Origin of the sequence: Pandoraea terrae (genome assembly GCF_902459695.1) — a bacterium.
Classification (GTDB): domain Bacteria; phylum Pseudomonadota; class Gammaproteobacteria; order Burkholderiales; family Burkholderiaceae; genus Pandoraea; species Pandoraea terrae.
In genome coordinates, this window is sequence record NZ_CABPRZ010000026.1 from 54927 (window position 1) to 78952 (window position 24026).

Consider the following 24026-nt stretch of genomic DNA (forward strand, 5'->3'; position numbering starts at 1 on the left):
GGGCACTCGCCAAGCACCAAGCCGTGGTAGCGGGCGCTTTGAGGTACTGGCCGCCCGCCGGTGTCCACGGTGTCATTCGCCGCTTACCGCGGCGCCCCCAGGGCGCTTCGTCGCCGGCACCACGTCAGTGAAGAAGCGTTTAGCACCACTCAATCGGAACGGGAGTTTTTTACATGCAAATCAACGAAAACCTCACCCGCCAGAATCCCTCGTCGAGCGCCCAGCCGGGCGATGCCGCGAGTGCATCGGCGCCCCAGACGACGGGCGCGTTTCAGCCGGCGACGAACGCCGACTTCAAGGTGATTCGACGTAACGGCGCGGTGGTGGGTTTCGAGCCGTCGAAGATCGCGATCGCCGTGACCAAGGCCTTCCTGGCTGTCAACGGCGGATCGGGCGCGGCTTCGGCGCGGATTCGCGAGCTGGTCGAAGAATTGACCGGCAACGTCGTGCGCGCGCTGGTGCGCAGCCGGCCCAACGGCGGCACCTTTCATATCGAAGACATCCAGGATCAGGTCGAACTGGCCCTGATGCGCGCCGGCGAACACAACACCGCCCGCGCATACGTGCTGTATCGCGAAAAGCGTTCGCAAGAGCGCGCCCATGCCGTCGAGGCGGCGTCCGCCGCGCAGCCGGCTGCCCCGGGCTTGCATGTCACTGACGCAGGCGTAACCCGTCCGCTGGACATGCAGGCGCTGCGCAACGTCATCCAGTCCGCCTGTGACGGTCTTGGCGCCGGTGTCGATGCCGAGCCGATCCTGACCGAGACGGTCAAGAACCTGTATGACGGCGTGCCGCTGTCGCAGGTCTACGACTCGGCGATCCTGGCCTCGCGCACGCTGATCGAAAAGGATCCTGACTACAGCCTGGTCACGGCGCGCATCCTGATGCACACGATCCGCCGCGAAATCCTCGGCGAAGAAGTGCCGCAGGGCGAAATGGCCGAGCGCTATGTCGAATACTTCCCGCGCTTTATCAAGCGCGGCATCGAAGCCGAACTGCTCGACGAGAAGCTGATGCAGTTCGACCTGGTGAAGCTTGGCGCGGCGCTCGACGCTTCGCGCGACCTCCAGTTCAACTACCTCGGCCTGCAGACGCTGTACGACCGCTACTTCCTGCACGTCGACGGCGCGCGCATCGAAATGCCGCAGGCATTCTTCATGCGCGTCGCGATGGGCCTGGCGCTCGGCGAAGTCGAGCGTGAAGCGCGTGCGATCGAGTTCTACCAGATCCTGTCGAGCTTCGATTTCATGAGCTCGACGCCGACGCTGTTCAACTCGGGCACGCGCCGCTCGCAACTGTCGTCGTGCTACCTGACGACCGTGTCGGACGACCTCGAAGGCATCTATGAAGCGCTGAAGGAAAATGCGCTGCTGTCGAAGTTCGCCGGCGGTCTGGGCAACGACTGGACGCAAGTGCGCGCACTCGGCTCGCACATCAAGGGCACGAACGGCAAGAGCCAGGGCGTCGTGCCGTTCCTGAAGGTCGTCAACGACACGGCCGTGGCCGTGAACCAGGGCGGCAAGCGCAAGGGCGCGGTCTGCGCCTATCTTGAAACGTGGCACCTGGACATCGAGGAATTCCTCGAACTTCGCAAGAACACGGGCGACGATCGCCGCCGTACGCACGACATGAACACGGCCAACTGGATTCCGGACCTGTTCATGAAGCGCGTGATGGAAGGCGGCGAGTGGACGCTGTTCTCGCCGTCGACCTGCCCTGACCTGCACGACAAGTACGGCAAGGCCTTCGAGACGGCCTACGTCGCCTATGAAGAGAAGGCGGCGCGCGGCGAACTGAAGCTGTTCAAGAAGGTGCCGGCCCAAGCCCTGTGGCGCAAGATGCTGGGCATGCTGTTCGAAACCGGTCATCCGTGGATTACCTTCAAGGATCCTTGCAACATTCGCTCGCCGCAGCAGCACGTGGGCGTGGTGCATTCGTCGAACCTGTGCACGGAAATCACGCTCAACACGAGCGAGACCGAAATCGCCGTCTGCAACCTCGGCTCGGTGAACCTGGTGGCGCACATGAAGCGCACGGCCAACGGCGGCTATGAACTCGATCACGAAAAGTTGCAGCGCACCGTCCGGGTGGCGATGCGCATGCTCGACAACGTGATCGACATCAATTACTACGCCGTGGCCAAGGCGCGGAATTCGAACCTGCATCATCGTCCGGTCGGCATGGGCATCATGGGCTTCCAGGACTGCCTGCATCTGCTGCGCACGCCGTACGCATCGGATGCCGCAGTCGAGTTCGCGGATCGTTCGATGGAAGCGGTTTGCTACTACGCCTACTGGGCATCGACCGAACTGGCTGCCGAGCGCGGCAAGTATTCGTCGTACCCGGGCTCGCTGTGGGATCGTGGCATCCTGCCGCAGGACTCGCTGCGTCTGCTCGCCGAAGAACGTGGCGGCTACGTCGACGTCGACCTGTCGGCAACGCTGGACTGGGATAGCCTGCGCGCGCATATCGCCGCGCACGGCATGCGCAACTCGAACTGCGTGGCGATCGCCCCGACCGCGACGATCTCGAACATCATCGGCGTTTCGGCCTGTATCGAGCCGACGTTCCAGAACCTCTACGTGAAGTCGAACCTGTCGGGCGAATTCACGGTCGTCAACGAGTACCTGGTGCGTGATCTGAAGGAACGCGGCCTGTGGGATGAAGTGATGGTCGCCGACCTGAAGTATTTCGACGGCTCGCTGGCCCGCATTGACCGCGTGCCGAGCGACCTGCGCGACATCTACGCCACGGCGTTCGAAGTCGAGCCGAAGTGGCTGGTCGAAGCGGCCTCGCGCCGCCAGAAGTGGATCGACCAAGCCCAGTCGCTCAATATCTATATGGCAGGCGCCTCGGGCAAGAAGCTCGACGAAACCTACAAGCTGGCCTGGACCCGTGCCCTGAAGACGACGTATTACCTGCGCACGATGGCAGCGACACACGTCGAGAAGTCGACGGTCAGCCGCGGCTCGCTCAACGCGGTGTCGTCGGGCGGCATAAGCGGCGGACTGGATGCAGCGCCGGAAGCCTCGGTCTCGCCGCTGGCGCAGCCGATGCCGGAAGCCGAAGGCGCCGTGTGCACGATGCGCCCGGGCGACCCCGGCTTCGAAGAGTGCGAAGCCTGCCAGTAAGCCGGGCACACCTGTTGCACCTCCGGCGGCGAGCCCGTTCGCGCGTCTCGCCGCCGCTCAACATTGAATGGACATAGACCCCTATGCTGAATTGGGAAGAAGAGACCAAGGCCGCACAACCGGTTCAACCGGTTACCGCCGCACCGATCGCCGACGAGCCGTCGCTCGCCTTCGGCACGAACATCCTTGGCACCGACCACGGGGATAACCCGAATGCCATCGCGTCGCAATCGAAGCGCCGTGTCAACGCCGCAGACAAGCGCGTGATCAACGGCTCGACCGACGTCAACCAACTTGTGCCGTTCAAGTACAAGTGGGCTTGGGAGAAGTATCTGGCCGGTTGCGCGAACCACTGGATGCCGCAGGAAATCAATATGTCGCGCGACATCGCGCTGTGGAAGGATCCGAACGGCTTGACGGAAGACGAGCGGCGCGTGGTCAAGCGCAACCTCGGCTTCTTCGTGACGGCCGATTCGCTCGCCGCGAACAACATCGTGCTGGGCACGTACCGTCACATCACCGCGCCGGAGTGCCGCCAGTTCCTGTTGCGTCAGGCGTTCGAAGAGGCGATCCACACGCACGCTTATCAGTACATCGTGGAGAGCCTGGGCCTGGACGAAGGTGAAATCTTCAACGCGTACCACGAAGTGCCGTCGATTCGCGCGAAGGACGAGTTCCTGATCCCGTTCATCGACATCCTGACGGACCCGGCCTTCAAGACCGGCACGCTCGAGACCGATCAGCAGTTGCTGCGTTCGCTGATCGTGTTCGCCTGCATCATGGAAGGTCTGTTCTTCTACGTCGGGTTTACGCAAATCCTCGCGCTCGGCCGTCAGAACAAAATGACCGGCGCCGCCGAGCAATATCAGTACATCCTGCGTGACGAGTCGATGCACTGCAACTTCGGTATCGACCTGATCAACCAGGTGAAGCTGGAGAACCCGCACCTGTGGACGCCGGCGTTCCGCGACGAGATTCGCGAGCTGTTCAAGAAGGCCGTCGATCTTGAATATCGTTATGCCGAAGACACGATGCCGCGCGGCGTGCTGGGCCTGAACGCGGGCATGTTCAAGGGTTACCTGCGCTTCATCGCGAACCGCCGCTGCACGCAGATCGGCCTCGAGCCGCTCTTCGCGAACGAAGAAAATCCGTTCCCCTGGATGAGCGAGATGATCGACTTGAAGAAGGAACGCAACTTCTTCGAGACGCGCGTGATCGAGTATCAAACCGGTGGCGCGCTGAGCTGGGACTGAGATGTTTGGCGACGCGCGTGAGCAACTCACGCGCGCTTCGATATCGCATCGAAGCCATGTTGTCGCCACATCGATGAAGCGATCGCGGTGTGTTGTGTGCATCAAATACAACAAATTGCGATCGCGATGTTGAGCCATGTACGCTTTTTTATGTACAAAGTATTAACATCGCATCACAAAAGAATTATTATTCGCTCAAATGAATTGCAGTCTCAGTAGTCTCGATGAACACACGAAAGCGTTTCGCTTTCATCCCGCGACAGAGAGCTGGTAGTTACGGAGCGTAAAAACCTTGGTGCATAGCAAGCAGTATCGCTTATCCGCTATCGCAATCTCCTCCATCCCGATGACGGGACAGGCAAGCTACCCCCCCAAGAAACTGGCGACTTTCCAATCTCACGACAATCGAATTGCCGGCGGCAGTGTCGCTGGCAATTTTTTTGCGCGCGCGAATCGCACCGAGCAGGTTCGCACGCGCAGCGCCGAATTCATTAGCGTAAGCAGCCGATGTCCGATGCGTACGCCGATGAATAGCCCGCTCGCCGCCCACGTACCACGCGGCGGTCGGGTTTCCTTCTCAGGTGGTTTGTTTGAACGATTCACACGTTCAGGAGATAAATGATGGCTACTACTGCTAAGAAAAAACCCGCAGTCAAGAAAGTTGCTGCCGCCAAGAAACCGGTAGCGAAGAAGGCGGTTGCCGCCAAGAAGCCGGTCGCCAAGAAGGCAGCTGCCGCCAAGAAGCCGGTCGCCGCCAAGAAGGCGCCGGCCAAGAAGGCAGCAGTGAAGAAGGTCGCAGCGAAGAAGGCTGCACCGGCCAAGAAGGCAGCAGTGAAGAAGGTCGCAGCGAAGAAGGCTCCGGCCAAGAAAGCTGCAGTGAAGAAGGTTGCCGCCAAGAAGGCGCCGGCCAAGAAAGCCGCAGTGAAGAAAGTCGCCGCCAAGAAGGCCCCGGCCAAGAAAGCCGCGGTCAAGAAGGTAGCAGCGAAGAAGGCGCCGGCGAAGAAGGCCGCCGCTGCCAAGAAGCCGGCTGCTGCGAAGAAGCCTGCCGCTGCGAAGAAGCCGGCCGCTGCGAAGAAGCCTGCTGCTGCGAAGAAGCCGGCTGCTGCGAAGAAGCCGGCTGCCAAGAAGGCCAAGGCTGCTGCACCTGCTGCGCCTGCCGCGACGCCGGCAGCTGCTGCTCCGGCGGCAAAGACGGTGTTGAGCCCGGCGGCGGCATGGCCGTTCCCGACCGGCAGCCGTCCGTAAGTCGAAGGCTGATGCAGGAACCTGGACACTTCGGTGTCTTTTGATCGCGTAGTGTCTACGCGATCCGAAACCCGCTGCGGCGCACGTCGTCGCAGCGGGTTTTTTCTTGCCCGGACGATTTACGCACAAGAAAAAACGCGCACGGCGATGGCCATGCGCGTTTCAGATGAAGCCCACCGGCGCGACCGCCGGCATGTGACGCCCAGGGCCTGTTCGCGCTAGTGGGTCACGCGGGTGACGCCGCCGCTTGACAGCAGGCGCACGCGTTCGCCCGGACGGAAGCCTTCGTCGGCATCCTGGGTGATCGCACGCAACTCGCCGTTGTCGAGACGCACGGTAATTTCGAGACCGGCTTTCTGGCTCATGCGGTTTTCAATCGCCTGACCGGCGACCGCGCCGCCGATGGCGCCGAGAATGCCGGTGACGATCGAGCCGCGGCCACCGCCGATGGCGCTGCCGCCCACTGCACCGAGCGCACCGCCGCCGAGGACGCCGAGCGCGCCGGGTTGTCCGTTGCTCGCGTCGATCGTGACCGGGCGCACCGATTCGACGGTTCCCATGCGCACGACCTGCTCGCGCTGAGCCTGGCCGCCGCGATAGACACTCGCCGAGTTGCTGGGACCGATGGCGGTACAGGCCGAGAGGCCGAGCGTTGCCGCGACGGTGACGAAGAGTAGCGGTGTGGTGAGTCGTGCCATGTCAGATCTCGCGAATAAGCGATGAATTATTCCAGGCCATAGCCGAATTCGGCGGCAAAGCGATTCAGAATTTCCGCGCGGGTGGGGGCGTACGTCTGCGGACCCTGTTCGGCAATCTTGAGCGAGCCCATCAGGCTCGCCAGGCGGCCGGTCGTCGGCCAGTCCAGGCCTTTCTCGATGCCATACAGCAGGCCGCCACGGAAGGCGTCGCCGCACCCGGTCGGATCGACGACGCGCGTGGCCGTGACTACCGGAATGTCGTGTCGCCGACCGTCAGCGTAAATGGTGGACCCGTGCTCGCCGCGTGTGACGATGAGCGCCTTGACGCGCGAATTGAGATCGTCGAGCGTCCAGCCGGTCTTCGTGCAAAGCAGTTTGGCCTCGTAGTCGTTGACCGCGAGATAGCTGGCGAGTTCCACCATGCGGCGAAGCGCTGCGCCATCGAGAATCGGCAGGCCCTGGCCCGGATCAAAAAGGAACGGAATGCCGGCGGCGGCAAAGCCCTCGACATGCTCGCGCATGGCGTCGGGGCCGTCCGGCGCGACGATGCCGAGGGCAATCCCACGGGCGTCGGCCACCTTGTTTTGCGACGAGAACATCATCGCGCCCGGGTGGAAGGCAGTGATCTGGTTATTGTCCAGATCGGTGGTGATCATCGCGTTGGCCGTCAGCGAACCGGCTACCACGCGAACGTGGCGTGTCGACATGCCGAGCTCGCGCATGCGCGCGAGATACGGCTCGCCATCCTCTCCCACCGTGGCCATGACTTCCGGCGAGCCGCCGAGCAGGTGCAGGCTGTAGCCGATATTGCCCGCGCAGCCGCCGAAGTTGCGTCGCAGGGTCGGCACCAGGAAGCTGACGTTCAGGATATGCACCTGGTCCGGCAGGATGTGCTCGCTGAAGCGGCCCTCGAAGTTCATGATGTTGTCGAAAGCGAGTGAGCCGCAGATCAGGGTGGTCACGGAGGGAGTCCTTTGTGTTCTGGCAATGGAGGATACGGATGGCGATGGTGCAGCCTATGACTTACGAAAGGACGGCGAGCGCTGCATCGTAGTTCGGCTCGTTCTTGATTTCGGGCACGAGTTCGGCATGCAGGACCTTGTCGTTTTCATCGAGCACGACAACGGCGCGCGCGGTCACGCCGGCGAGCGGGCCGGTGGCGATGTCGACGCCGTAGTTCTTCTTGAACTCGGCGCCGCGCATCGTCGACAGCGAGATCACGTTCGTCAGGCCTTCGGTGGCGCAGAACCGGTTCATGGCGAACGGCAGATCGGCGGACACCACGAGCACGACGGTGTTGCTCAGCTTGCCGGCGGCTTCGTTGAACTTGCGCGTCGACGTCGCGCACGTCGGCGTGTCGAGGCTCGGCACAATGTTGAGTACCTTGCGCTTGCCGGCGAAATCGGCCAGCGTGACGTCCTTCAGATCCTTGCCGACCAGCGAAAACGCCGGTGCGGACTGGCCCTTCTGCAGAAAGGCGCCGCCAACTTCGATGGGGTTGCCCCCGAGTGTGACTTGAGACATCGATTTCTCCTCTATGAATGGGGTGCAGCGCGGTGTTACGGATAGAACGCAAGTACACGATAGTTGCTTGCGGCCGCCGCTTGGTCCGGCTGTGCAGTCAATCGTAACCGAATCGTGCGCTCGCTGCGCGCCGGCAGACCCTCGGATCGGACATGCGCGTCGGGCAGATACTCGTCGGCCGAAAAAACGCGGCGCGCCACAGGCTTCGCTTCGGTATCGGATAGTGTAAGTTCAAGCGACGGGTACGCGATCGCGTGATCTGCCTTGTTGCGCAGGAAGACCGTCAGCGTCAGCCCCGTATCGTCACTCGCAGTGGGGCCCGAAGGGGCGGACTTGTCCGTGGCCTCGCCGGTGCCTGCCGTTGCCGTGGCGCCGCTGGCCGCCGCGTCGGCGTCGGTTTGCAGCGTCACGTTTTCGATGCTCAAGGCCTCGCGCTGATGCGGCAAGGCGACGTCGCCGTGCGTGATCGCGGCCCACTGCGCGAGCGGTGCGCGCAGCGCGGGCCAGCGGTCGACCAGCGCTTCCCGGTCGAGCCAGGCCCACTGGCCGATGAGCGCGAGCACGGCAATGCCGATGCCGGCGCGCCACGCGATGCGACGACGAGGGCGGGAAGCCGGTGCAATGGGGGCGGGCGGCGTCTCGCCCGGCACATCGCCCCACACCTGTGCGGCAAACGGAGTGGGTTCCGCGACGGTTGCGTCCTCCGCGCGCAGCAGCGCAAATGGCGGGGACGGCACTTCGGCGCAGGGCGCAGGAACGGCGCCCGATTCGGCCGTGTCAGGTCCATCGAAAAGACGTGGAATCGCGGATGTGTCGATGCCGGTGCCTGTTGCTCGCGCATCCGCGCGGGATTCGGGCGCAACGGAGTCTTCCGCTGCCTCGCCGGGTGGCTCGCACAGATGCGCGCGGCCGTCGAAGACATGGCGGCATTGGCCGCAACGAACGAGACCGTCACGCAGCTTGAGCTGATCGGCGACGACGCGAAAGACGGTGTGACAGTTGGGACAGCAGGTAGCGAGAACGCGATTGGCGTGCACCATGGGCGTCTGCGAGTCAGGGAGCCAGGCGATATTTTACCCGGCTTCACCGTGCAGACAGACCCAGCCGTCCTGCGCGCGCCAGACCGACATCTTCATATAGGGCGCATACGCCGCGATGACTTCGTCGGCTTGCCGCTCGAGCACGCCCGACAGTGCCAGGCGTCCGCCCGGCGCAACGCGGCCGCACAGCATCGACGCGAGCAGCTTGAGCGGATTCGAGAGGATGTTGGCGACGACGATATCGAACTGGCCCTCGTGCAAGTCGGCCGGCAGGCCGTAGCTCACCGGCGCATGATTCCGTTCGCTGTTGTAGCGGGCCGATTCCACGGCTTGCAAATCGATGTCGATGCCGATCACCGGTTGGGCGCCGCACTTCTGCGCAAGGATGGCGAGAATGCCGGAGCCGCAGCCATAGTCGAGCAGCGACTTGCCCGCCTGCACATGTTTTTCCAGCCATTCCATGCAAAGACGCGTGGTCGGATGGCTGCCCGTGCCGAAGGCCAGACCGGGATCCAGTTCGAGCACGAGCGCGTCGGGATCGGGGGCGTCATGCCACGACGGCACGACCCAGATCCGCTCGCCGATCTGCATCGGCTCGAACTGCGACTGGGTCAGGCGCACCCAGTCCTGATCCGCAACGTCGCGCAACGTGTACGAGGGCGCATCCGCCAACCCGATGGCGTTGCCGGCTGCAGCGAGCAGCACGGCCGGGTCCTGATCGTCGGCTACCAGCGCGACGACACGCGAATGCTGCCACGCGGTGTCGGGCGGCGTCAGGCCGGGCTCGCCGAACATCGGTTGTTCGTCGGGCGTGTCGGCGTCGGCGTCTTCCACCGAAACCGACAACGCGCCCAGGTCGAGCAGGGCGTCTGACAATGCCTCGGCCTGCGCCCGGGCGACTTCCACGACGAGTTCGCGATACATGATGTTCCTGACTCAGTTGCTGCCGACGGCAGTCTTCTGCGCCAGCTTTTGCTCGAGATAGTGAATGCTCGTGCCGCCTTCAACAAACTTCGCGTCGAGCATCAGTTCGCGGTGCAGCGGGATGTTCGTCTGGATGCCTTCGATCACGATCTCCGACAACGCGACGCGCATGCGCTTGATGGCCTGCTCGCGTGTGGCGCCGTAGGCGATCAGCTTGCCGATCATCGAATCGTAGTTGGGCGGCACGAAATAGCCGTTATAAGCGTGCGAATCGACTCGGATGCCGGGACCGCCGGGCATGTGCCAGGCAGTGATGCGGCCCGGCGACGGCGTGAATTTGTACGGATCCTCGGCGTTGATGCGGCATTCGATCGCATGACCGCGAAACTCGATGTCGCGCTGGCGCAGTGCCATCTTCTCGCCGGCGGCGATGCGAATCTGCTCCTGCACGATGTCGACACCTGTGATCATTTCCGTGACCGGATGCTCGACCTGCACGCGCGTGTTCATCTCAATGAAATAGAACTCGCCGTTCTCGAACAGGAATTCGAACGTGCCCGCGCCAACATAGCCCATCTTCTTGCAAGCGTCCGCGCAACGGTCGCCGATGCGCTCGATCAGGCGGCGCGGGATCAGCGGCGCGGTCGCTTCTTCGATCACCTTCTGGTGGCGGCGCTGCATCGAACAGTCGCGCTCACCGAGCCAGATGGCGTTCTTGTGCTTGTCGGAGAGCACCTGGATTTCAATATGGCGCGGGTTCTCGAGGAACTTCTCCATATAGACTTCCGGGTTGCCGAAGGCGCGGCCGGCTTCTTCGCGCGTCATGTTGACCGCGTTGACGAGCGCCGCTTCCGTATGGACCACGCGCATGCCGCGGCCGCCCCCGCCGCCGGCGGCCTTGATGATGACCGGATAGCCGACCTGACGCGCAATACGCACGATTTCCTTCGGATCGTCCGGCAACGCGCCTTCCGAACCCGGCACGCACGGCACGCCGGTCTTGATCATTGTCTGCTTGGCCGACACCTTGTCGCCCATCAGGCGAATCGTGTCAGGGCGTGGGCCGATGAACGTGAAGCCGGATTGCTCGACGCGCTCGGCGAAATCGGCATTTTCCGAGAGGAAGCCATACCCGGGGTGAATCGCCTGGGCGTCGGTGACTTCCGCGGCGCTGATCAGCGCCGGCATGTTCAGGTAGCTATGGGCGGAAGGCGCCGGGCCGATACAGACGGCTTCATCGGCCAACTTCACGTATTTGGCTTCCTTGTCGGCGGTCGAATAGACCACGACGGTCTTGATGCCCAACTCACGGCACGCACGCTGGATACGCAATGCGATTTCGCCACGGTTGGCAATTAGAATTTTTTCGAACATTGTGTGCAGTCCTGCCCGTAGGGGAGAGGATCGGGTGGGCGCCTGCATAGGCGCCGTACGCCCGTAGTGCGGTGTCGCGGCTTAGCCGATCACGAACAGCGGTTGGCCGAATTCGACGGCCTGGCCGTTTTCGCCGAGGATTTCCTTGATGACGCCCGCCTTGTCGGCTTCGATCTCGTTGAGCAGCTTCATGGCTTCGATGATGCACAGCGTCTGGCCTTCCTTGACCGTATCGCCCACCTGGACGAACGGATCTGCGCCCGGCGACGGGGCGCGGTAGAAGGTGCCGACCATCGGCGACGTGACGACATGGCCTTGCGGCACGACCGGTGCGGGCGCGGCGGCCGGCGCGGCGGCAGCGGCGGGGGCATAGGCTTGCGGCGCGGCGAGTTGCGGCATGGCCATCTGCATCGGGGCGGCGATCACTTGGGGCGGCGCCTTGACGATGCGGACCTTGCCTTCGCCTTCGGTGACTTCCAGTTCGGAGATACCCGATTCGGCCACGAGGTCGATCAACGTCTTGAGTTTGCGCAAATCCATGAAGGAAGCTCCTTGATTCTGTGTCCCGCGGGCGAGCCCGCGCATAGGGGATAAATAACGGGTCTACCCGCCGGCGAGCCGGTGCAGGGCGAAATCGAGTGCGTAGGTGTAACCGCGCCAGCCCAGGCCGCAAATCACGCCTTCCGCGAGATCGGAGAAATACGAATGATGTCGGAACGCTTCACGTTTGTGGACGTTCGACAGGTGCACCTCGATGAACGGGATGCCGACCCCGGCGATTGCATCGCGGATGGCGACGCTCGTATGCGTATACGCGGCCGGGTTGATGACGATGAAATCCGTCTGTTCGCCCGCCGCCGCCTGGATGCGATCGACCAGGGCACCCTCGTGGTTGCTCTGGAAGCACGTCAGTTCGACGCCAGCCGCCAACGCTTGCGTGTGCAGCGCCTGGTCGATATCGGCCAGCGTCGTGCGGCCATAGACCTGCGGCTCGCGTGTGCCGAGCAGATTCAGGTTGGGGCCGTGCAGCACAAGGATGCGGTGAGGCATTGGGTGTTCGATATTTCGCGAAATTGGGCGCAATTAAACGCCAGTTGCCGAATTTTGTCCAGTGGGGCGAAAAGCGCCCCCGCCGGCAGGGCCGCAGAGCGGGGGCTCTATTATATAGGCGTTCGGATCGGGCCTTTGCGCCGACCCGGGCCGGAGGTCTCCGGAATACTGCCCGCGAGAAACGTCAAAGGCCTTTCAGGGCGGTGCGGAGTTCGTCTGGCGCGATACGGCCGAGCTTCTGGATGCGCACCTTTCCGGCGCCGTCGATCACCACTGTAAACGGCAAACCGCCGGCCGTATTGCCGAACGCGCGGGCCAGATCCGTGCCCGCGTAGCCGGCAACGAGCAGCGGATAGTCAACCTTGACCTTCTGTTCGAAGGCGATCATGTTCTGCGCCGAGTCGATGCCGATGCCGACAAATTGAACGTCCTTGCCCGAAAATTCGTGAGAAAGCGTGCCGAGATCGGGCATTTCCTCAACACAGGGGCCGCACCACGGGGCCCAGAAGTTGACGACCAGCGTTTTTCCATGCCACTGCGCGATCGGTTGTTCCGCACCCTTGAGGTCGGGCAGTTTCGTGGCGAACAACTGCTGGACGGCTGCGTCGGCGGCCGGATCGGGGGCGTGTTTGCGCGTGCCGAAATAGAAACCGGCTGCTGCGGCGGCCACCGCCAGGACCAGCAGGATCAGGATACGTTTTGCCATGAGTGTCGCAGGTTCTGTGGGTTGAATCGGGGATGGGCGATGCGCGGGTGTCCGGCGGCGTCAGGCCGACGCCGGGGCCGTGGACGTTGCGCCGGCGGCGATCAATGCGCGCAGGCCATCGGCATCGGTGCGCGCCGGCCGTCCGTTGGCATCGGAGATTTTCAGGGCGCCGCGCAGATCGTCGAGCGAGTACAGGGCCAGATGCACGCCGACCGGAGCGCCGGCGGCGCGATGGGTGCGCCACAGGAAACTCAACGTTTCGATCATGGCGCCCCGGCCGTTGAAGTGGCGCGTCTCGGAAACCTCGTAATCGATGCCGCGATTGAGCAGGTCGATGGCGACGTCCTTCGGGTTGTCGCAAAACGCCTGAAGATAAACGTCGGAATGTGCTGTGGCAGTGCCGTTGAATACCGCGCCGGTCAGGTAAGGGCGATAGCGCGCGAGGCTGTCCATGACCGCGAGTGCCGAGGCGCGTAAATGCGCAAGCTCGGCGGGCTGCGTATCCGACAGGAACGTCTCCACGTACTGACGCACTTCCGATTCGATCTGATCGTTATCGGGCAGCAATTCACCCGCAACCCGGTTCTCGCCCGTGATTTGCCGTGCAGCCTTGCGCTTGGCGGCGGCGTAGTCCATCCCTTCCTCGGCGATGAGGCGGGCGGCGGCAATCGCGATTTCTTCGCGAAGCCGTTGGGAATCTAACCAGGGTCTGCGAGTCATGCGGGCCATGATACTCCAAATCGCGGCGGCGCCCGGTGCCGCGAATCTGCCGAAAACCGGGCTTCTCCGGGCTTTTCCCCGCACGGGCTCGGGTACAATGGAGGCCACGCATCCCCATCTGCGGGCGCAGGCAGGCACCAGGCGCGCCCCTCACTTCATGCACATTCATATTCTCGGCATCTGCGGCACCTTCATGGGCGGTCTGGCTGTGCTTGCGCGGCAGGCCGGCCACACCGTCACCGGCTGCGACGCTAACGTCTACCCGCCGATGAGCACGCAGCTCGAGGCGCAGGGCATCAAGCTGATCGAAGGCTTCGACGCCGATCAGGTCTCGCTTGCGCCCGACCTGTTCGTGATCGGCAACGTCGTTTCGCGCGGCAATCCGTTGATGGAGGAAATCCTGAACCGGAACCTGCCCTATATGTCCGGCCCGCAGTGGCTTGGCGAACATGTGCTCGACAAGAAGTGGGTGCTGGCCGTCGCCGGGACGCACGGCAAGACCACGACCACGTCGATGTTGAGCTGGATTCTCGAGGACGCCGGCTACAACCCGGGCTTTCTCGTCGGCGGCGTGCCCGTCAACTTCGGCATCTCGGCACGGCTGACCGACAGCAACTTCTTCGTGATCGAGGCGGATGAATACGATACGGCCTTCTTCGACAAGCGCTCGAAGTTTGTGCACTACCGGCCGCGTACGGCCATCCTGAACAATCTCGAATACGATCACGCCGATATTTTTCCCGATCTGGCAGCCATCGAGACACAATTCCATCATCTCGTGCGCACCGTGCCCGGCCAGGGCCGGCTGGTCGTGAATGGCCGCGAACCTGCGCTCGACCGTGTGCTCGAGCGCGGGTGCTGGAGCGAGGTCGAACGTTTCGGTGTCGCCAGCGGCTGGCATGTCGCTGACGCCGTGGAAGCGATCGAGCCGGGACACGAGGCCTTCTGGGTGCGCCACGGCGCGCAGCAGGCGGGCGAGGTGAAGTGGCGTTTGCAGGGTGAACACAATCGTCAGAACGCGTTGGCCGCGATTGCGGCGGCGCGGCATGTCGGCGTGTCGCCCGAACAGGCGGCGGCATCGCTGGGCCGGTTCCAGAACGTGAAGCGGCGAATGGAAGTGCGCGGCACGGCGGGCGGCGTCACTGTCTACGACGATTTTGCGCATCACCCCACGGCCATTCGCACGACGCTGGCCGGTTTGCGCAAACGCGTGGGCGCCGCACGCATCCTCGCCGTGCTGGAGCCGCGCTCGAACACGATGAAGCTGGGCGTCATGAAAGCGCAACTGCCGGCGAGCCTGACCGATGCCGACCTGGTGTTCGGCTACGGGGCGCCGTCCGGCAAGGACGTCCTCGGCTGGAACCTGGCCGAGGCGCTCGCCCCGTTGGGCGCCCGCGGGCAGGCCTACAGCGACATTGACGGGCTGGTTCGCGCCGTGTCGTCGGCCGCGCAACCCGGCGACCAGATTGTGGTGATGAGCAACGGCGGCTTCGGCGGCATCCATCAGAAACTGCTCGATGCCCTTGCGGCACAGGCATGAGTGGGCGTTCCATGATCCTGTATCTTCACGGCTTCCGTTCTTCGCCGCGCTCGTTCAAGGCGCAGTTGATGGCGGCGCACATGCATGCGATGGGCCGGGGCCAGGATTGGGCCTGCCCGCAACTGCCGATCTCGCCGACGGCGACCATTGTCGATGCCCAGCGGCTGTTGGTCGGCATTGCGCCCGAGGACCTGACGATCGTCGGCAGTTCGCTTGGCGGCTATTACGCCACCTATCTGGCGGAGCGGCTTGGTTGCCGCGCCGTCTTGCTCAATCCGGCGACGAGACCCTATCTCGATCTCCACAAGTGGCTCGGCGAGCATCCGCTGTGGCACGGTGGCGGCACGGTGGTGGTCGAGCCGTATCATCTCGACGAGTTGCGCGCGCTTGAAGTCCCGGCCGTTACCCGGCCGGAGCGCTATTATCTCGTCGCGGCAACGGGCGACGAGACGCTCGACTATCGCGACATGCTGGCCAAGTACCCGGGCGCGAAACTCACGCTCATCGAGGGCAGCGACCACGGAATTTCCGATTTCCCCAAGTATCTGGACGACGTTTTGAGGTTTGCCGGCATCGACGATTCGGCGCCCGCGGCAGCCGTTTGAGAATTCGAGGCGCAATACCGGCGCAGCCGCCCGGTTTACAATGTCGCCTCTTGCGGACTATGGCAGTTTCATGAACATTTTTTTTGAGGAATCCGGCAGCTTCAAGGCGGGTACGATCCTGTCCCAACAGGGCGAGTCGTATCAGGTGGAGTTGCCGGGCGGACGGCGCAGCAAGATCAAGGGGCGCGACGTGTTGTTGCGTTTTGAATCCCCGAGCCCTGCCGAGTTGATCAAGCAGGCGGATGCGCTGTCGCAGGAAATCGATATGAGTTTCCTGTGGGAATGTGCACCGGCTGAGGAATTTCCCTTTGCAACGCTGGCCGGCGAATATTTCGGCGAGGGCGCGAGCGTGCCGCAGCAGGCCGCGCTGGCGTTGGCGCTGCAAGGATCGCCGGTGTATTTCCGCCGCAAGGGCCGCGGGCAGTATCAGCGTGCGCCGCAGGAACAGCTGCAGGCGGCACTGGCCGGCCTCGCGCGCAAGCAGCAGCAAGCCGCGCTGCAAGCCGAATATGCCGAGCAACTGGTTGCGGGCCACCTGCCTGACGCGTTGAAGGGCAAGGAACTGCAACTGCTCTTCAAGCCGGACAAGAACACCATCGAATGGAAGGCGCTCGATGCCGCTTCGATGACCACCGGCAAGACGCAAGCTGAGATCATGCTGGCCTGTGGCGGGATTTCGTCGCCACGCGCCTATCATGAGGCGGGCTTCCTGTACGAATACTTCCCGCGCGGTACCGGCTTCCCCGACGTGGGGCCCGCCCACGTGCCGACCGGCGATCTGCCGCTCGCGGACGTGCAGGCTTTCTCGATCGACGATATCACCACGACGGAAATCGACGACGCGCTGTCGATCCAGGAGTTGCCTGACGGCCTCTTGCGCGTGGGCATTCACATCGCCGCGCCGGCGCTCGGCATCGAGCGTGGCGACGCGATCGACGAAATTGCCCGCACGCGCATGTCGACCGTCTATTCGCCGGGCGACAAGATCACGATGCTGCCCGACGCTATCGTGGATGCGTACACGCTGAAGGAGGGGGCGGCGCGTCCGGCCTTGTCGCTGTACGTGATCGTCAAGGCCGACAACTACGACCTGGTGGCGACTGAGACCCGCGCGGAAATGGTGCCGATCTCAGCTAACCTGCGGCACAACGAACTCGATGCGACGATCACGGCCGAAGCGTTGGCTGACGGCAGCGGCGAGTACCCGCACAAGCGGGAGCTTCGCCTTCTGTGGCCATTTGCGCAGGCCATGTTCGCGAAGCGCCAAGCCGCCCGTCTGGGCTATGGCCTGCGCCCGGAAGTCCATAACAGGACCGACTTCAATTTTTACATCGACGGCGATCACGTCACGATTTCGCCCCGTATGCGCGGCGCACCGCTTGACCTGATCGTCGCGGAGATGGCGATTCTCGCCAACAGCACGTGGGGCAAGCTGCTCGCCGAGTGCGGCGTGCCGGGCATCTATCGCGCCCAGCGCGCGTATGGCGTCAATCGCACGCGCATGCAGACGTCCGCGGCGCCGCACGAAGGGCTGGGCGTGGAGCAATACGCGTGGAGCACTTCGCCACTGCGCCGTTACGTCGATCTCGTCAACCAGTGGCAGTTGCTCGCGTGCGCGCGGCACGGCATCACGGCGAAGCTGGCCGCGCCGTTCAAGCCGAAGGATGCGGACCTGTATGCGGCCGTGTCGAGCTTCGAGGCGGCCTATGCGGCTTACGCCGAGCACCAGAGCCGCATGGAGCGCTACTGGTGTCTGCGTTGGCTGTTGCAGGAGAACAAGCGCCAGGTGCAGGCGAGTGTTCTGAAGGGCGACACCGTGCGCTTGAACGAGGCCCCGTTGACGGTTATTGCGCCAGGGCTTGGCGCCCACGCGCGCGGCACGCAGATTCTGCTCGACGTGTTGTCGGTCGATGTCGTGACACTCACCGTGTCGCTGCGCGTAGCGCAGGTGCTGGGCGCAGGCGCTGGCGCGCTTGCCGAGGTCGACGACAGTGACGATGACGGCGGCGAGGGCGGCGAGGGCGGCGAGAACAACGAAGGCGGCGGGAACGGCGAGGGCGGTGACGGCCCCGAAGCCGGGGGCGACGACTCGACCGATGCGCAAGACGGCTCGGCATCGGCCGCGCCTGAAACCGGCGGCGACGATGTGCCCGGAACGGCGCCTCTGGCGGCCACCGCGTCCGCTTCCGGCGCCGAGACGGCCGCGAGTCAGACGGCGTGTTGAAACCGGCAATGCCGAACGGATCGTTCGTGTCCCGCCAGGGACGCGCCTGGGCGCTGGTGCGCCGGCATCCGCTCGGCACGGGGCTCGCCATCTCGGCGGTCGTCCACCTGCTGGCGCTGGGCATTCACTTCGTCGCGCCGGACACGTTCCAACTGCATAGTGCGGACACCCCGCTCGACGTAGTGCTGGTCAATGCCAAGTCGGCGCGCGCGCCCGACAAGCCGTCGGCGCTGGCGCAGGCGAATCTGGTGGGCGGCGGCGAAACCGACGGTGAGCGTGCGTCCACGCCATTGCCGGCGCAAGCCGTCGCGCGGCCAGGGGAGGCGATCGCGCAAACGCAGCGCGACGTCAGCGATCTCGAGGCCCTGCAGCAACGACTGCTGGCGCAGGTACGGAGTCAGTACGCGGCGGCGCCCGATGCCGCAACGCAACGCGGCGCGGCGTCAAAACGCGGCACGGGCCGCGACGATCAGACGGTCGATCAGGAAATCGCGCGTCTTCAGGCCGAGATCGATCGGCAAGTGCACGCCTACCAATCGCGCCCGAAGCGCGGGCAAGTCACCGCCAACACGCGCGAGGTCGCGTACGCGCGTTTTTTCGACAGCTTGCGCCATCGTGTCGAACGATTCGGCACCGAGCATTTCCCGGAAGCGGGGGGGCAGCGGCTTTATGGCGAGATGATTGTGACGATCAACGTCAATCAGCGAGGCGGCCTCGGCTATCACAAGGGCAGCTGGAACGTGGCGGGCGTGGAAGTCACGCGTAGCTCCGGCAATCGCGAACTCGATCGGCGCGCGGTGGCGATCGTGCAGGCGAGCGCGCCGTTCGGCGACTTTTCGGCGCCGATGAAACAGCGTTATGACATTCTTGAAGTCGTCACGCGCATGACCTTCTCGCGTCACGGCGTGCAAGCCGAGACCGTTGCCGTGCCGCCCTCGTGAGCGTTTTGCCGGCATACACGGGCGATTTTTCAAAAAATCTTATAATTGTCCGGTTTTGCAACTGGGATCCCTGCTATGAAATGGGTTGTTCTGGCGATCATCGCCGCGTGCGCCGCTTACGTGCACTTGCGGGGCAAGGTGCGTCACGGCTTTTGGCGGCAACTTTCCGACCATTCGACGTTCCTCTCCCCGATCAACGTCTTCATGTACGCCTTCTCGCGCGTGCCGACCACGCCGTATCTCAAGGAGGAGAATTTCCCTGAGCTGGATCCGTTGCGCGAGAACTGGACCGAGATTCGTGCGGAGGCGAATCGTCTGCTCGAGGCGAGTCGCATCAAGGCGTCGGACCAGTTCAACGACGTCGGCTTCAATTCCTTCTTCAAGAGCGGCTGGAAGCGCTTCTATCTGAAGTGGTATGACGAAAGCCATCCGTCGGCGAACGAACTTTGCCCGCGCACGACGGAACTCGTGAAAAGCATTCCGTCCATCAAGGCGGCGATGTTTGCCGAGTTGCCGCATGGCAGCCGGCTGGTGCGCCACCGCGATCCGTTCGCGGGCTCCTTGCGCTATCACCTGGGGCTTGTGACGCCGAACGACGACCGGTGCTATATCGATGTCGACGGTCAAAAATACAGCTGGCGTGACGGCAAGGGTGTCGTGTTCGACGAAACCTACATCCACTACGCCGAGAACCAGAGCGGCGAGAACCGGATCATTCTGTTTTGCGATATCGAGCGGCCGATGAGATTTCGTTGGGCGCAGGTGGTGAACCACTGGATCGGCGCGGGTTTGCTGCGCGCCGCCGCGTCGCCCAATGAAGCAGGCGACCGTACCGGCGGCATCAACAAGATCTTCAAGTATCTGTACGCAATTCGCCGTGTCGGCAAGCGTTTGAAGGCGTGGAACCGTTACGTCTACTACGCGGTCAAGTGGGCATTGTTCGGCGGTCTTGCACTGTGGATCTTCTGGTGAGCCGCGCGAAGGACACTGCCGCCGATCGTTATGCCGTGATCGGTCATCCGGTCGAGCATAGCCAATCGCCATTCATCCATGGCGAGTTCGCGCGTGCGACAGGACAATCGCTGAGTTACGAGCGCCTTTTGGCGCCGCTCGACGGCTTCGCCGCGACCGTGCACGCTTTTATTGCGGCGGGCGCACGCGGTGCAAACGTCACCGTGCCGTTCAAGCTCGAAGCGCATGCCCTGGCGACGCGGTTGACCGAGCGCGCCGAAGCGGCGGGCGCGGTCAATACCTTGCAGTTCACCGGCGGCGAGATCATTGGCGACAACACCGACGGCGTCGGTTTGGTGACCGACATCGAGCACAACCTTGGCGTGCCGCTCATGGCGCGCCGCGTGTTGTTGCTGGGGGCAGGGGGCGCGGCGCGCGGGGCGGTGCTGCCGCTTCTGGCGGCACGGCCGGCGGCGCTGTTCATCGCCAACCGGACGCCGGCGCGCGCGCAGGAACTGGTTGAGCGCTTTGCGGCGGCGGCGGTTCAGCACGGCGTGCACTTGGCGTGCGGCGGGTGGCACGACGTGCCGGCCGGTTTCGACGTCGTGATCAATGCGACGGCCAGCAGCCTGAAGGGCGACGTGCCGCCATTGGCGGCCGCCACCTATACGCCCGGCGCACTCGCGTACGACATGATGTATGGCGCGCAGCCGACGGTATTCATGACGCATGCGCAGGCTCACGGCGCACGTGTCGCGGACGGTCTGGGGATGCTCGTCGAGCAGGCAGCCGAGGCATTCGCCTTGTGGCGGGGTGTACGTCCCGACACGGCGCTCGTGCTGGCCGCGCTGCGCGCGCGTCTCGCGGCGAAGTAAGCGGCGCCGCCCCGTCCGATGGCGCGTTCCCGCGGCAACCCCCGTCATCCCCGCAGCCGGCGCTGGGGGGCATGGCATTGGTGCGGATACGTGCTGGTGCTGTTCGTCGCGGGCATCTTTGCGACGCAACTCTACTATTTTCTTCAGATCGGGTGGTGGACGCGCTTCAACCCCGAATCGACGGCCTTCATGCGCGCCGCGCAATCACGTTTGCGTGAGACGGACCCCAACGCGACGCTCAAGCACACCTGGGTGGCGTACGGCGACATCTCCCGGAATCTGAAGCGCGGCATCATTGCGAGCGAAGACGCGAACTTCGCCAATCACGACGGGTTCGAGATCGATGCAATGCTGGGGGCTTGGGAGAAGAACAAGAAGAAGGGGCGCATCGTTGCGGGCGGATCGACGATCTCGCAGCAACTGGCGAAGAACCTGTTTCTGTCGAGCGAGCGCAGCTATATCCGGAAGGCCGAGGAAGTCAGCATCACGTGGATGCTCGAATTCTGGATGGACAAGCAGCGGATATTCGAGATTTACCTGAATTCGGTTGAGTGGGGCGAGGGCGTCTTCGGCGCGGAGGCGGCGGCGCGCTATTACTATCATGTCCCGGCATCGAAATTGACGCCGTGGCAAGCCGCGCGCCTCGCGGTGATGTTGCCTCGGCCTCGCTATTTCGACCAGCATCGCGGTTCCGCCTATCTGAGCCAACGGGCCGGTGTCATCGCGCGCCGTATGGGGGCTGCGGAATTGCCGCAGTAAGTTGTTTTCCTGACCCCGCGCTCAGTGCCGAGTCTCCGACGCGGGCTCGCCTGCCGGGGCTTGCACGATCACGCGTGTCGGATACGGCAGCGAACAACCTACGCCCTCGACGACTTCCTTCACGCCGCGTTGCAGATCCCAATACATGCTCCAGTAATCGCTCGAACCCGCCCAGCAGCGTACGTTGATGATGATCGCGCTGTCGCTGTTCTGCTTGACCATGATTTCGGGGGCCGGTTCGTCGAGCACACGCGTGTCGGTCGTCACGAAATCCCGCAGTGCGGACATGGCGGCGTCGACGTCGTCGTCGAGTGCGATGCCGACCGTTACCTCCATGCGGCGTTTCGGGTTGCGGCTGTAATTCGTGACCGGCTGCCCCCAGATCTGGTTGTTGGGCACGAAGACGAATATCCCGTCGGCGTTCGTCAGCGTGGTCGTGAACAGGCCGACTTCCTCGACGGTGCCTGCGACATTCGATCCGGCGGTGATGTAGTCGCCGATGCGAAATGGCCGCAGGACGAGCAGCATGGTGCCGGCCGCGATATTCTGCAACGTACCTTGCAATGCGAGACCGATGGCGAGACCTGCGGCGCCAAGCACGGCGATGATGCTGGCGGTCTGCACGCCGAACTGCGCCAGCACCGCGATGGCCGTGACAATCCGCATCGACCACAGCACGATCGATGCGATCAGCGGCTTGAGCGTGGCATCGAAATGGGGCGAGTGGTCGAGCGCCCTGCGCACGAAACGTGTGAGCCGACCGCCGAGCCAGAACCCGATCAGCAAGATCAGGACGGCTTGGATCAACGTCAGCCCGTAGTGAATGACGTTGGCCGTCAGATAGCCCAGAACGGCGTCGAATGACGCGAGTGGTGTGGTGGGTTCCGTCATGAGGTTCCTTTCTCCCTATAGATGGATGGCGCCTGACGGCGCCGAAAAACAGAGTGACCGGCCCGGGCGCGATTGGTTCGCGCCATGCAGGAATCGGCTGACCGTGCCGAAGCAGGTAAAATGACGGTCTTGCTACGGAATCCCGTCATGACCTTCATTGCCCAACTGAACGCCGCCTGGACGCGCAACAACTCGCTGTTGTGTGTCGGCCTCGATCCCGAACCGGCCAAGCTGCCGGCCCATCTGCAAGGCCGCGACGGCGCCACCTTCGAATTCTGCCGTGAGATCGTCGACGCGACGGCCGCGTACGCCAGTGCCTTCAAGCCGCAGATTGCGTATTTTGCCGCCAATCGCGCCGAAGACCAGCTCGAGCAGTTGATCGCGCACATCCACGCGGCCCATCCGGGGCTGCCGGTCATTCTCGATGCGAAGCGCGGCGATATCGGCAGCACCGCCGAACAATACGCACGCGAAGCGTTCGAGCGATATCGCGCGGACGCCGTCACGGTCAATCCCTACATGGGCTTCGATTCCCTCGAACCGTATCTCGCATACCCCGACAAGGGGGTGATCGTGCTGTGCCGCACGTCGAACCCGGGCGGCAGCGATCTGCAGTTTCTCGACGTGAACGGTCATCCCTTGTATCAGACGGTCGCGCGTCTTGCCGCCGGCCCCTGGAATACGAGTGGCCAGATCGGGCTGGTCGTCGGCGCCACGTTCCCGGCGGAAATCGCCGCGGTGCGCGGCATCGTCGGCGATATGCCACTGCTTGTGCCCGGCATCGGTGCGCAGGGCGGCGATGTGGAAGCGACGGTCAGGGCCGGGCGCACCGCCGACGGCGCCGGCATGATGATCAACTCGTCGCGCGCCATCATCTATGCAGGCGGCGACGAACAGTTCGCCGCGGCCGCCGCAGCGGCCGCCATGAAGACGCGCGATACGATCAATCTTTATCGCTGATCCGCAGGCGTTTTGTCGCCCCGGGAACTCACGGCGCCGCATCGGCGCCGTTGTTGTTTGTCACGGCAGTCACGCGCGGCAGGGCCGTTCAACGCTCGGCGGTCTCGAGTAGTTCGAGCAGGCCGCGCAATGCGTATTGGGCCGCCTGGCTGCGGACCTGAGCGCGATCGCCCTTGAATTGCTTCGTCTCGACGCGCGTGGCGATCCGGTTGCTCCAGCCGAAGCAGACCATGCCGACCGGCTTGTCTGCCGTGCCGCCGCCAGGGCCGGCCACGCCTGTCACCGACAGCGCCACCTGGGCGCGGCTGTTGATCAATGCCCCTTCGGCCATCGCGCGCGCCACGGGTTCGCTGACCGCGCCATGGCGGTCGATCAGGTCGGCGGGCACGCCGATCATCTCGGTCTTCGCCTGGTTGGAGTACGTGATGAACCCACGCTCGAACCAATTGCTGCTGCCGGAAATGTCGGTGACGGCGGCGGCGACCATGCCGCCCGTGCATGACTCGGCCGTTGCCAGCAGCAGACGCTCCTCGCGCAGACGGTTGCCGACCTTGACGGCCAATTGGTGCAGTAGATTTTGCTGAGTGACCACGACAGCCTCGATGTCAGGCGAAG

General features: G+C 63.8%; 23 protein-coding genes. 11 read left to right on the plus strand and 12 right to left on the minus strand.

Annotated features, from left to right (window positions below):
- Positions 1-173 precede the first annotated feature (173 nt).
- The 3 genes from PTE30175_RS22910 to PTE30175_RS22920 all read left to right on the plus strand — a co-directional run bounded on the left by PTE30175_RS22910 (position 174) and on the right by PTE30175_RS22920 (position 5629).
- The gene (locus PTE30175_RS22910; protein ID WP_150699380.1) at positions 174-3131 is read left to right on the plus strand and encodes a ribonucleoside-diphosphate reductase subunit alpha; all 2958 of its coding nucleotides are present in this window, start codon (positions 174-176) and stop codon (positions 3129-3131) included.
- Between the two features lie 83 nt (positions 3132-3214).
- On the plus strand, positions 3215-4384 hold the full coding sequence (locus tag PTE30175_RS22915) for a ribonucleotide-diphosphate reductase subunit beta (protein WP_150699381.1): 1170 nt from the start codon (positions 3215-3217) through the stop codon (positions 4382-4384).
- Between the two features lie 621 nt (positions 4385-5005).
- A complete protein-coding gene (locus PTE30175_RS22920; protein WP_150699382.1) occupies positions 5006-5629 on the plus strand; it encodes a histone H1-like DNA-binding protein in 624 nt (207 codons plus the stop codon).
- A gap of 218 nt (positions 5630-5847) precedes the next feature.
- Here PTE30175_RS22920 and PTE30175_RS22925 read toward each other — a convergent pair whose 3' ends face one another.
- The 10 genes from PTE30175_RS22925 to PTE30175_RS22970 all read right to left on the minus strand — a co-directional run bounded on the left by PTE30175_RS22925 (position 5848) and on the right by PTE30175_RS22970 (position 13665).
- The gene (locus PTE30175_RS22925; protein ID WP_150699383.1) at positions 5848-6327 is read right to left on the minus strand and encodes an outer membrane lipoprotein; all 480 of its coding nucleotides are present in this window, start codon (positions 6325-6327) and stop codon (positions 5848-5850) included.
- Positions 6328-6353: 26 nt separating this feature from the next.
- Positions 6354-7289 (minus strand): carbohydrate kinase family protein, encoded by a 936-nt coding sequence (locus tag PTE30175_RS22930; protein WP_150699384.1) that lies wholly within the window; start codon positions 7287-7289, stop codon positions 6354-6356.
- 61 nt (positions 7290-7350) lie between these two features.
- Entirely contained in the window at positions 7351-7851 is a 501-nt protein-coding gene (gene tpx / locus PTE30175_RS22935; protein WP_150699385.1) for a thiol peroxidase, read from the minus strand.
- A 35-nt stretch (positions 7852-7886) separates the two neighbouring features.
- Positions 7887-8891, minus strand: a complete 1005-nt coding sequence (locus PTE30175_RS22940; protein ID WP_150699386.1) for a DUF3426 domain-containing protein — start codon at positions 8889-8891, stop codon at positions 7887-7889.
- Between the two features lie 33 nt (positions 8892-8924).
- Entirely contained in the window at positions 8925-9818 is an 894-nt protein-coding gene (gene prmA / locus PTE30175_RS22945; RefSeq protein WP_150699387.1) for a 50S ribosomal protein L11 methyltransferase, read from the minus strand.
- A 9-nt stretch (positions 9819-9827) separates the two neighbouring features.
- Complete coding sequence (accC, locus tag PTE30175_RS22950; protein WP_150699388.1) at positions 9828-11189, minus strand: acetyl-CoA carboxylase biotin carboxylase subunit; 1362 nt, start codon at positions 11187-11189, stop codon at positions 9828-9830.
- Positions 11190-11270: 81 nt separating this feature from the next.
- Positions 11271-11729 carry an acetyl-CoA carboxylase biotin carboxyl carrier protein gene (accB, locus tag PTE30175_RS22955; RefSeq protein WP_150699389.1) on the minus strand — a complete coding sequence of 153 codons (459 nt, stop codon included), beginning with the start codon at positions 11727-11729 and terminating at the stop codon, positions 11271-11273.
- A 63-nt stretch (positions 11730-11792) separates the two neighbouring features.
- Positions 11793-12239 carry a type II 3-dehydroquinate dehydratase gene (gene aroQ / locus PTE30175_RS22960; protein ID WP_150699390.1) on the minus strand — a complete coding sequence of 149 codons (447 nt, stop codon included), beginning with the start codon at positions 12237-12239 and terminating at the stop codon, positions 11793-11795.
- A gap of 184 nt (positions 12240-12423) precedes the next feature.
- A complete protein-coding gene (locus PTE30175_RS22965) occupies positions 12424-12945 on the minus strand; it encodes a TlpA family protein disulfide reductase (protein ID WP_150699391.1) in 522 nt (173 codons plus the stop codon).
- Positions 12946-13005: 60 nt separating this feature from the next.
- Positions 13006-13665, minus strand: coding sequence for a UDP-N-acetylmuramate--alanine ligase (locus PTE30175_RS22970; protein WP_150699392.1), 660 nt, complete (start codon positions 13663-13665; stop codon positions 13006-13008).
- Positions 13666-13822: 157 nt separating this feature from the next.
- Here PTE30175_RS22970 and mpl point away from each other — a divergent pair, with 157 nt between their 5' ends.
- From mpl to mtgA, 7 genes are all read left to right on the plus strand, one after another.
- Positions 13823-15205 carry a UDP-N-acetylmuramate:L-alanyl-gamma-D-glutamyl-meso-diaminopimelate ligase gene (gene mpl / locus PTE30175_RS22975; protein WP_150699393.1) on the plus strand — a complete coding sequence of 461 codons (1383 nt, stop codon included), beginning with the start codon at positions 13823-13825 and terminating at the stop codon, positions 15203-15205.
- Between the two features lie 11 nt (positions 15206-15216).
- A complete protein-coding gene (locus PTE30175_RS22980) occupies positions 15217-15810 on the plus strand; it encodes a YqiA/YcfP family alpha/beta fold hydrolase (RefSeq protein WP_150699394.1) in 594 nt (197 codons plus the stop codon).
- 70 nt (positions 15811-15880) lie between these two features.
- Positions 15881-18034 carry a ribonuclease catalytic domain-containing protein gene (locus PTE30175_RS22985; RefSeq protein ID WP_150699395.1) on the plus strand — a complete coding sequence of 718 codons (2154 nt, stop codon included), beginning with the start codon at positions 15881-15883 and terminating at the stop codon, positions 18032-18034.
- An 8-nt stretch (positions 18035-18042) separates the two neighbouring features.
- Positions 18043-18975 carry an energy transducer TonB family protein gene (locus tag PTE30175_RS22990; RefSeq protein WP_224788934.1) on the plus strand — a complete coding sequence of 311 codons (933 nt, stop codon included), beginning with the start codon at positions 18043-18045 and terminating at the stop codon, positions 18973-18975.
- 75 nt (positions 18976-19050) lie between these two features.
- Positions 19051-19947, plus strand: a complete 897-nt coding sequence (gene lpxO / locus PTE30175_RS22995) for a lipid A hydroxylase LpxO (RefSeq protein ID WP_150699396.1) — start codon at positions 19051-19053, stop codon at positions 19945-19947.
- Entirely contained in the window at positions 19944-20801 is an 858-nt protein-coding gene (gene aroE / locus PTE30175_RS23000; protein ID WP_150699397.1) for a shikimate dehydrogenase, read from the plus strand. Before lpxO ends, aroE begins: the two co-directional genes overlap by 4 nt.
- 18 nt (positions 20802-20819) lie before the next feature.
- Positions 20820-21560, plus strand: coding sequence for a monofunctional biosynthetic peptidoglycan transglycosylase (gene mtgA / locus PTE30175_RS23005; protein WP_150699398.1), 741 nt, complete (start codon positions 20820-20822; stop codon positions 21558-21560).
- A gap of 21 nt (positions 21561-21581) precedes the next feature.
- Here mtgA and PTE30175_RS23010 read toward each other — a convergent pair whose 3' ends face one another.
- Positions 21582-22451: a mechanosensitive ion channel family protein gene (locus tag PTE30175_RS23010; RefSeq protein ID WP_150699399.1), complete on the minus strand. Its 870-nt coding sequence runs from the start codon at positions 22449-22451 to the stop codon at positions 21582-21584.
- A gap of 147 nt (positions 22452-22598) precedes the next feature.
- On the opposite strand from PTE30175_RS23010, the gene pyrF reads away from it, so the two are divergent.
- Entirely contained in the window at positions 22599-23411 is an 813-nt protein-coding gene (pyrF, locus tag PTE30175_RS23015) for an orotidine-5'-phosphate decarboxylase (RefSeq protein ID WP_150699400.1), read from the plus strand.
- Positions 23412-23499: 88 nt separating this feature from the next.
- Here pyrF and PTE30175_RS23020 read toward each other — a convergent pair whose 3' ends face one another.
- Positions 23500-24003 (minus strand): CinA family protein, encoded by a 504-nt coding sequence (locus tag PTE30175_RS23020; protein WP_150699401.1) that lies wholly within the window; start codon positions 24001-24003, stop codon positions 23500-23502.
- Positions 24004-24026: the final 23 nt, after the last annotated feature.

Coding starts and splice junctions, on each gene's coding strand:
- mpl (WP_150699393.1), top strand. CDS start 13,823: ATGCACATTCATATTCTCGGCATCTGCGGCACCTTCATGGGCGGTCTG.
- pyrF (WP_150699400.1), top strand. CDS start 22,599: ATGACCTTCATTGCCCAACTGAACGCCGCCTGGACGCGCAACAACTCG.
- PTE30175_RS22915 (WP_150699381.1), top strand. CDS start 3,215: ATGCTGAATTGGGAAGAAGAGACCAAGGCCGCACAACCGGTTCAACCG.
- aroQ (WP_150699390.1), bottom strand. CDS start 12,239: ATGCCTCACCGCATCCTTGTGCTGCACGGCCCCAACCTGAATCTGCTC.
- PTE30175_RS22920 (WP_150699382.1), top strand. CDS start 5,006: ATGGCTACTACTGCTAAGAAAAAACCCGCAGTCAAGAAAGTTGCTGCC.
- PTE30175_RS22940 (WP_150699386.1), bottom strand. CDS start 8,891: ATGGTGCACGCCAATCGCGTTCTCGCTACCTGCTGTCCCAACTGTCAC.
- PTE30175_RS22985 (WP_150699395.1), top strand. CDS start 15,881: ATGAACATTTTTTTTGAGGAATCCGGCAGCTTCAAGGCGGGTACGATC.
- PTE30175_RS22965 (WP_150699391.1), bottom strand. CDS start 12,945: ATGGCAAAACGTATCCTGATCCTGCTGGTCCTGGCGGTGGCCGCCGCA.
- PTE30175_RS22910 (WP_150699380.1), top strand. CDS start 174: ATGCAAATCAACGAAAACCTCACCCGCCAGAATCCCTCGTCGAGCGCC.
- lpxO (WP_150699396.1), top strand. CDS start 19,051: ATGAAATGGGTTGTTCTGGCGATCATCGCCGCGTGCGCCGCTTACGTG.
- accB (WP_150699389.1), bottom strand. CDS start 11,729: ATGGATTTGCGCAAACTCAAGACGTTGATCGACCTCGTGGCCGAATCG.
- tpx (WP_150699385.1), bottom strand. CDS start 7,851: ATGTCTCAAGTCACACTCGGGGGCAACCCCATCGAAGTTGGCGGCGCC.
- PTE30175_RS22970 (WP_150699392.1), bottom strand. CDS start 13,665: ATGACTCGCAGACCCTGGTTAGATTCCCAACGGCTTCGCGAAGAAATC.
- PTE30175_RS22925 (WP_150699383.1), bottom strand. CDS start 6,327: ATGGCACGACTCACCACACCGCTACTCTTCGTCACCGTCGCGGCAACG.
- accC (WP_150699388.1), bottom strand. CDS start 11,189: ATGTTCGAAAAAATTCTAATTGCCAACCGTGGCGAAATCGCATTGCGT.
- mtgA (WP_150699398.1), top strand. CDS start 20,820: ATGGCGCGTTCCCGCGGCAACCCCCGTCATCCCCGCAGCCGGCGCTGG.
- PTE30175_RS22990 (WP_224788934.1), top strand. CDS start 18,043: ATGCCGAACGGATCGTTCGTGTCCCGCCAGGGACGCGCCTGGGCGCTG.
- PTE30175_RS23010 (WP_150699399.1), bottom strand. CDS start 22,451: ATGACGGAACCCACCACACCACTCGCGTCATTCGACGCCGTTCTGGGC.
- PTE30175_RS22980 (WP_150699394.1), top strand. CDS start 15,217: ATGATCCTGTATCTTCACGGCTTCCGTTCTTCGCCGCGCTCGTTCAAG.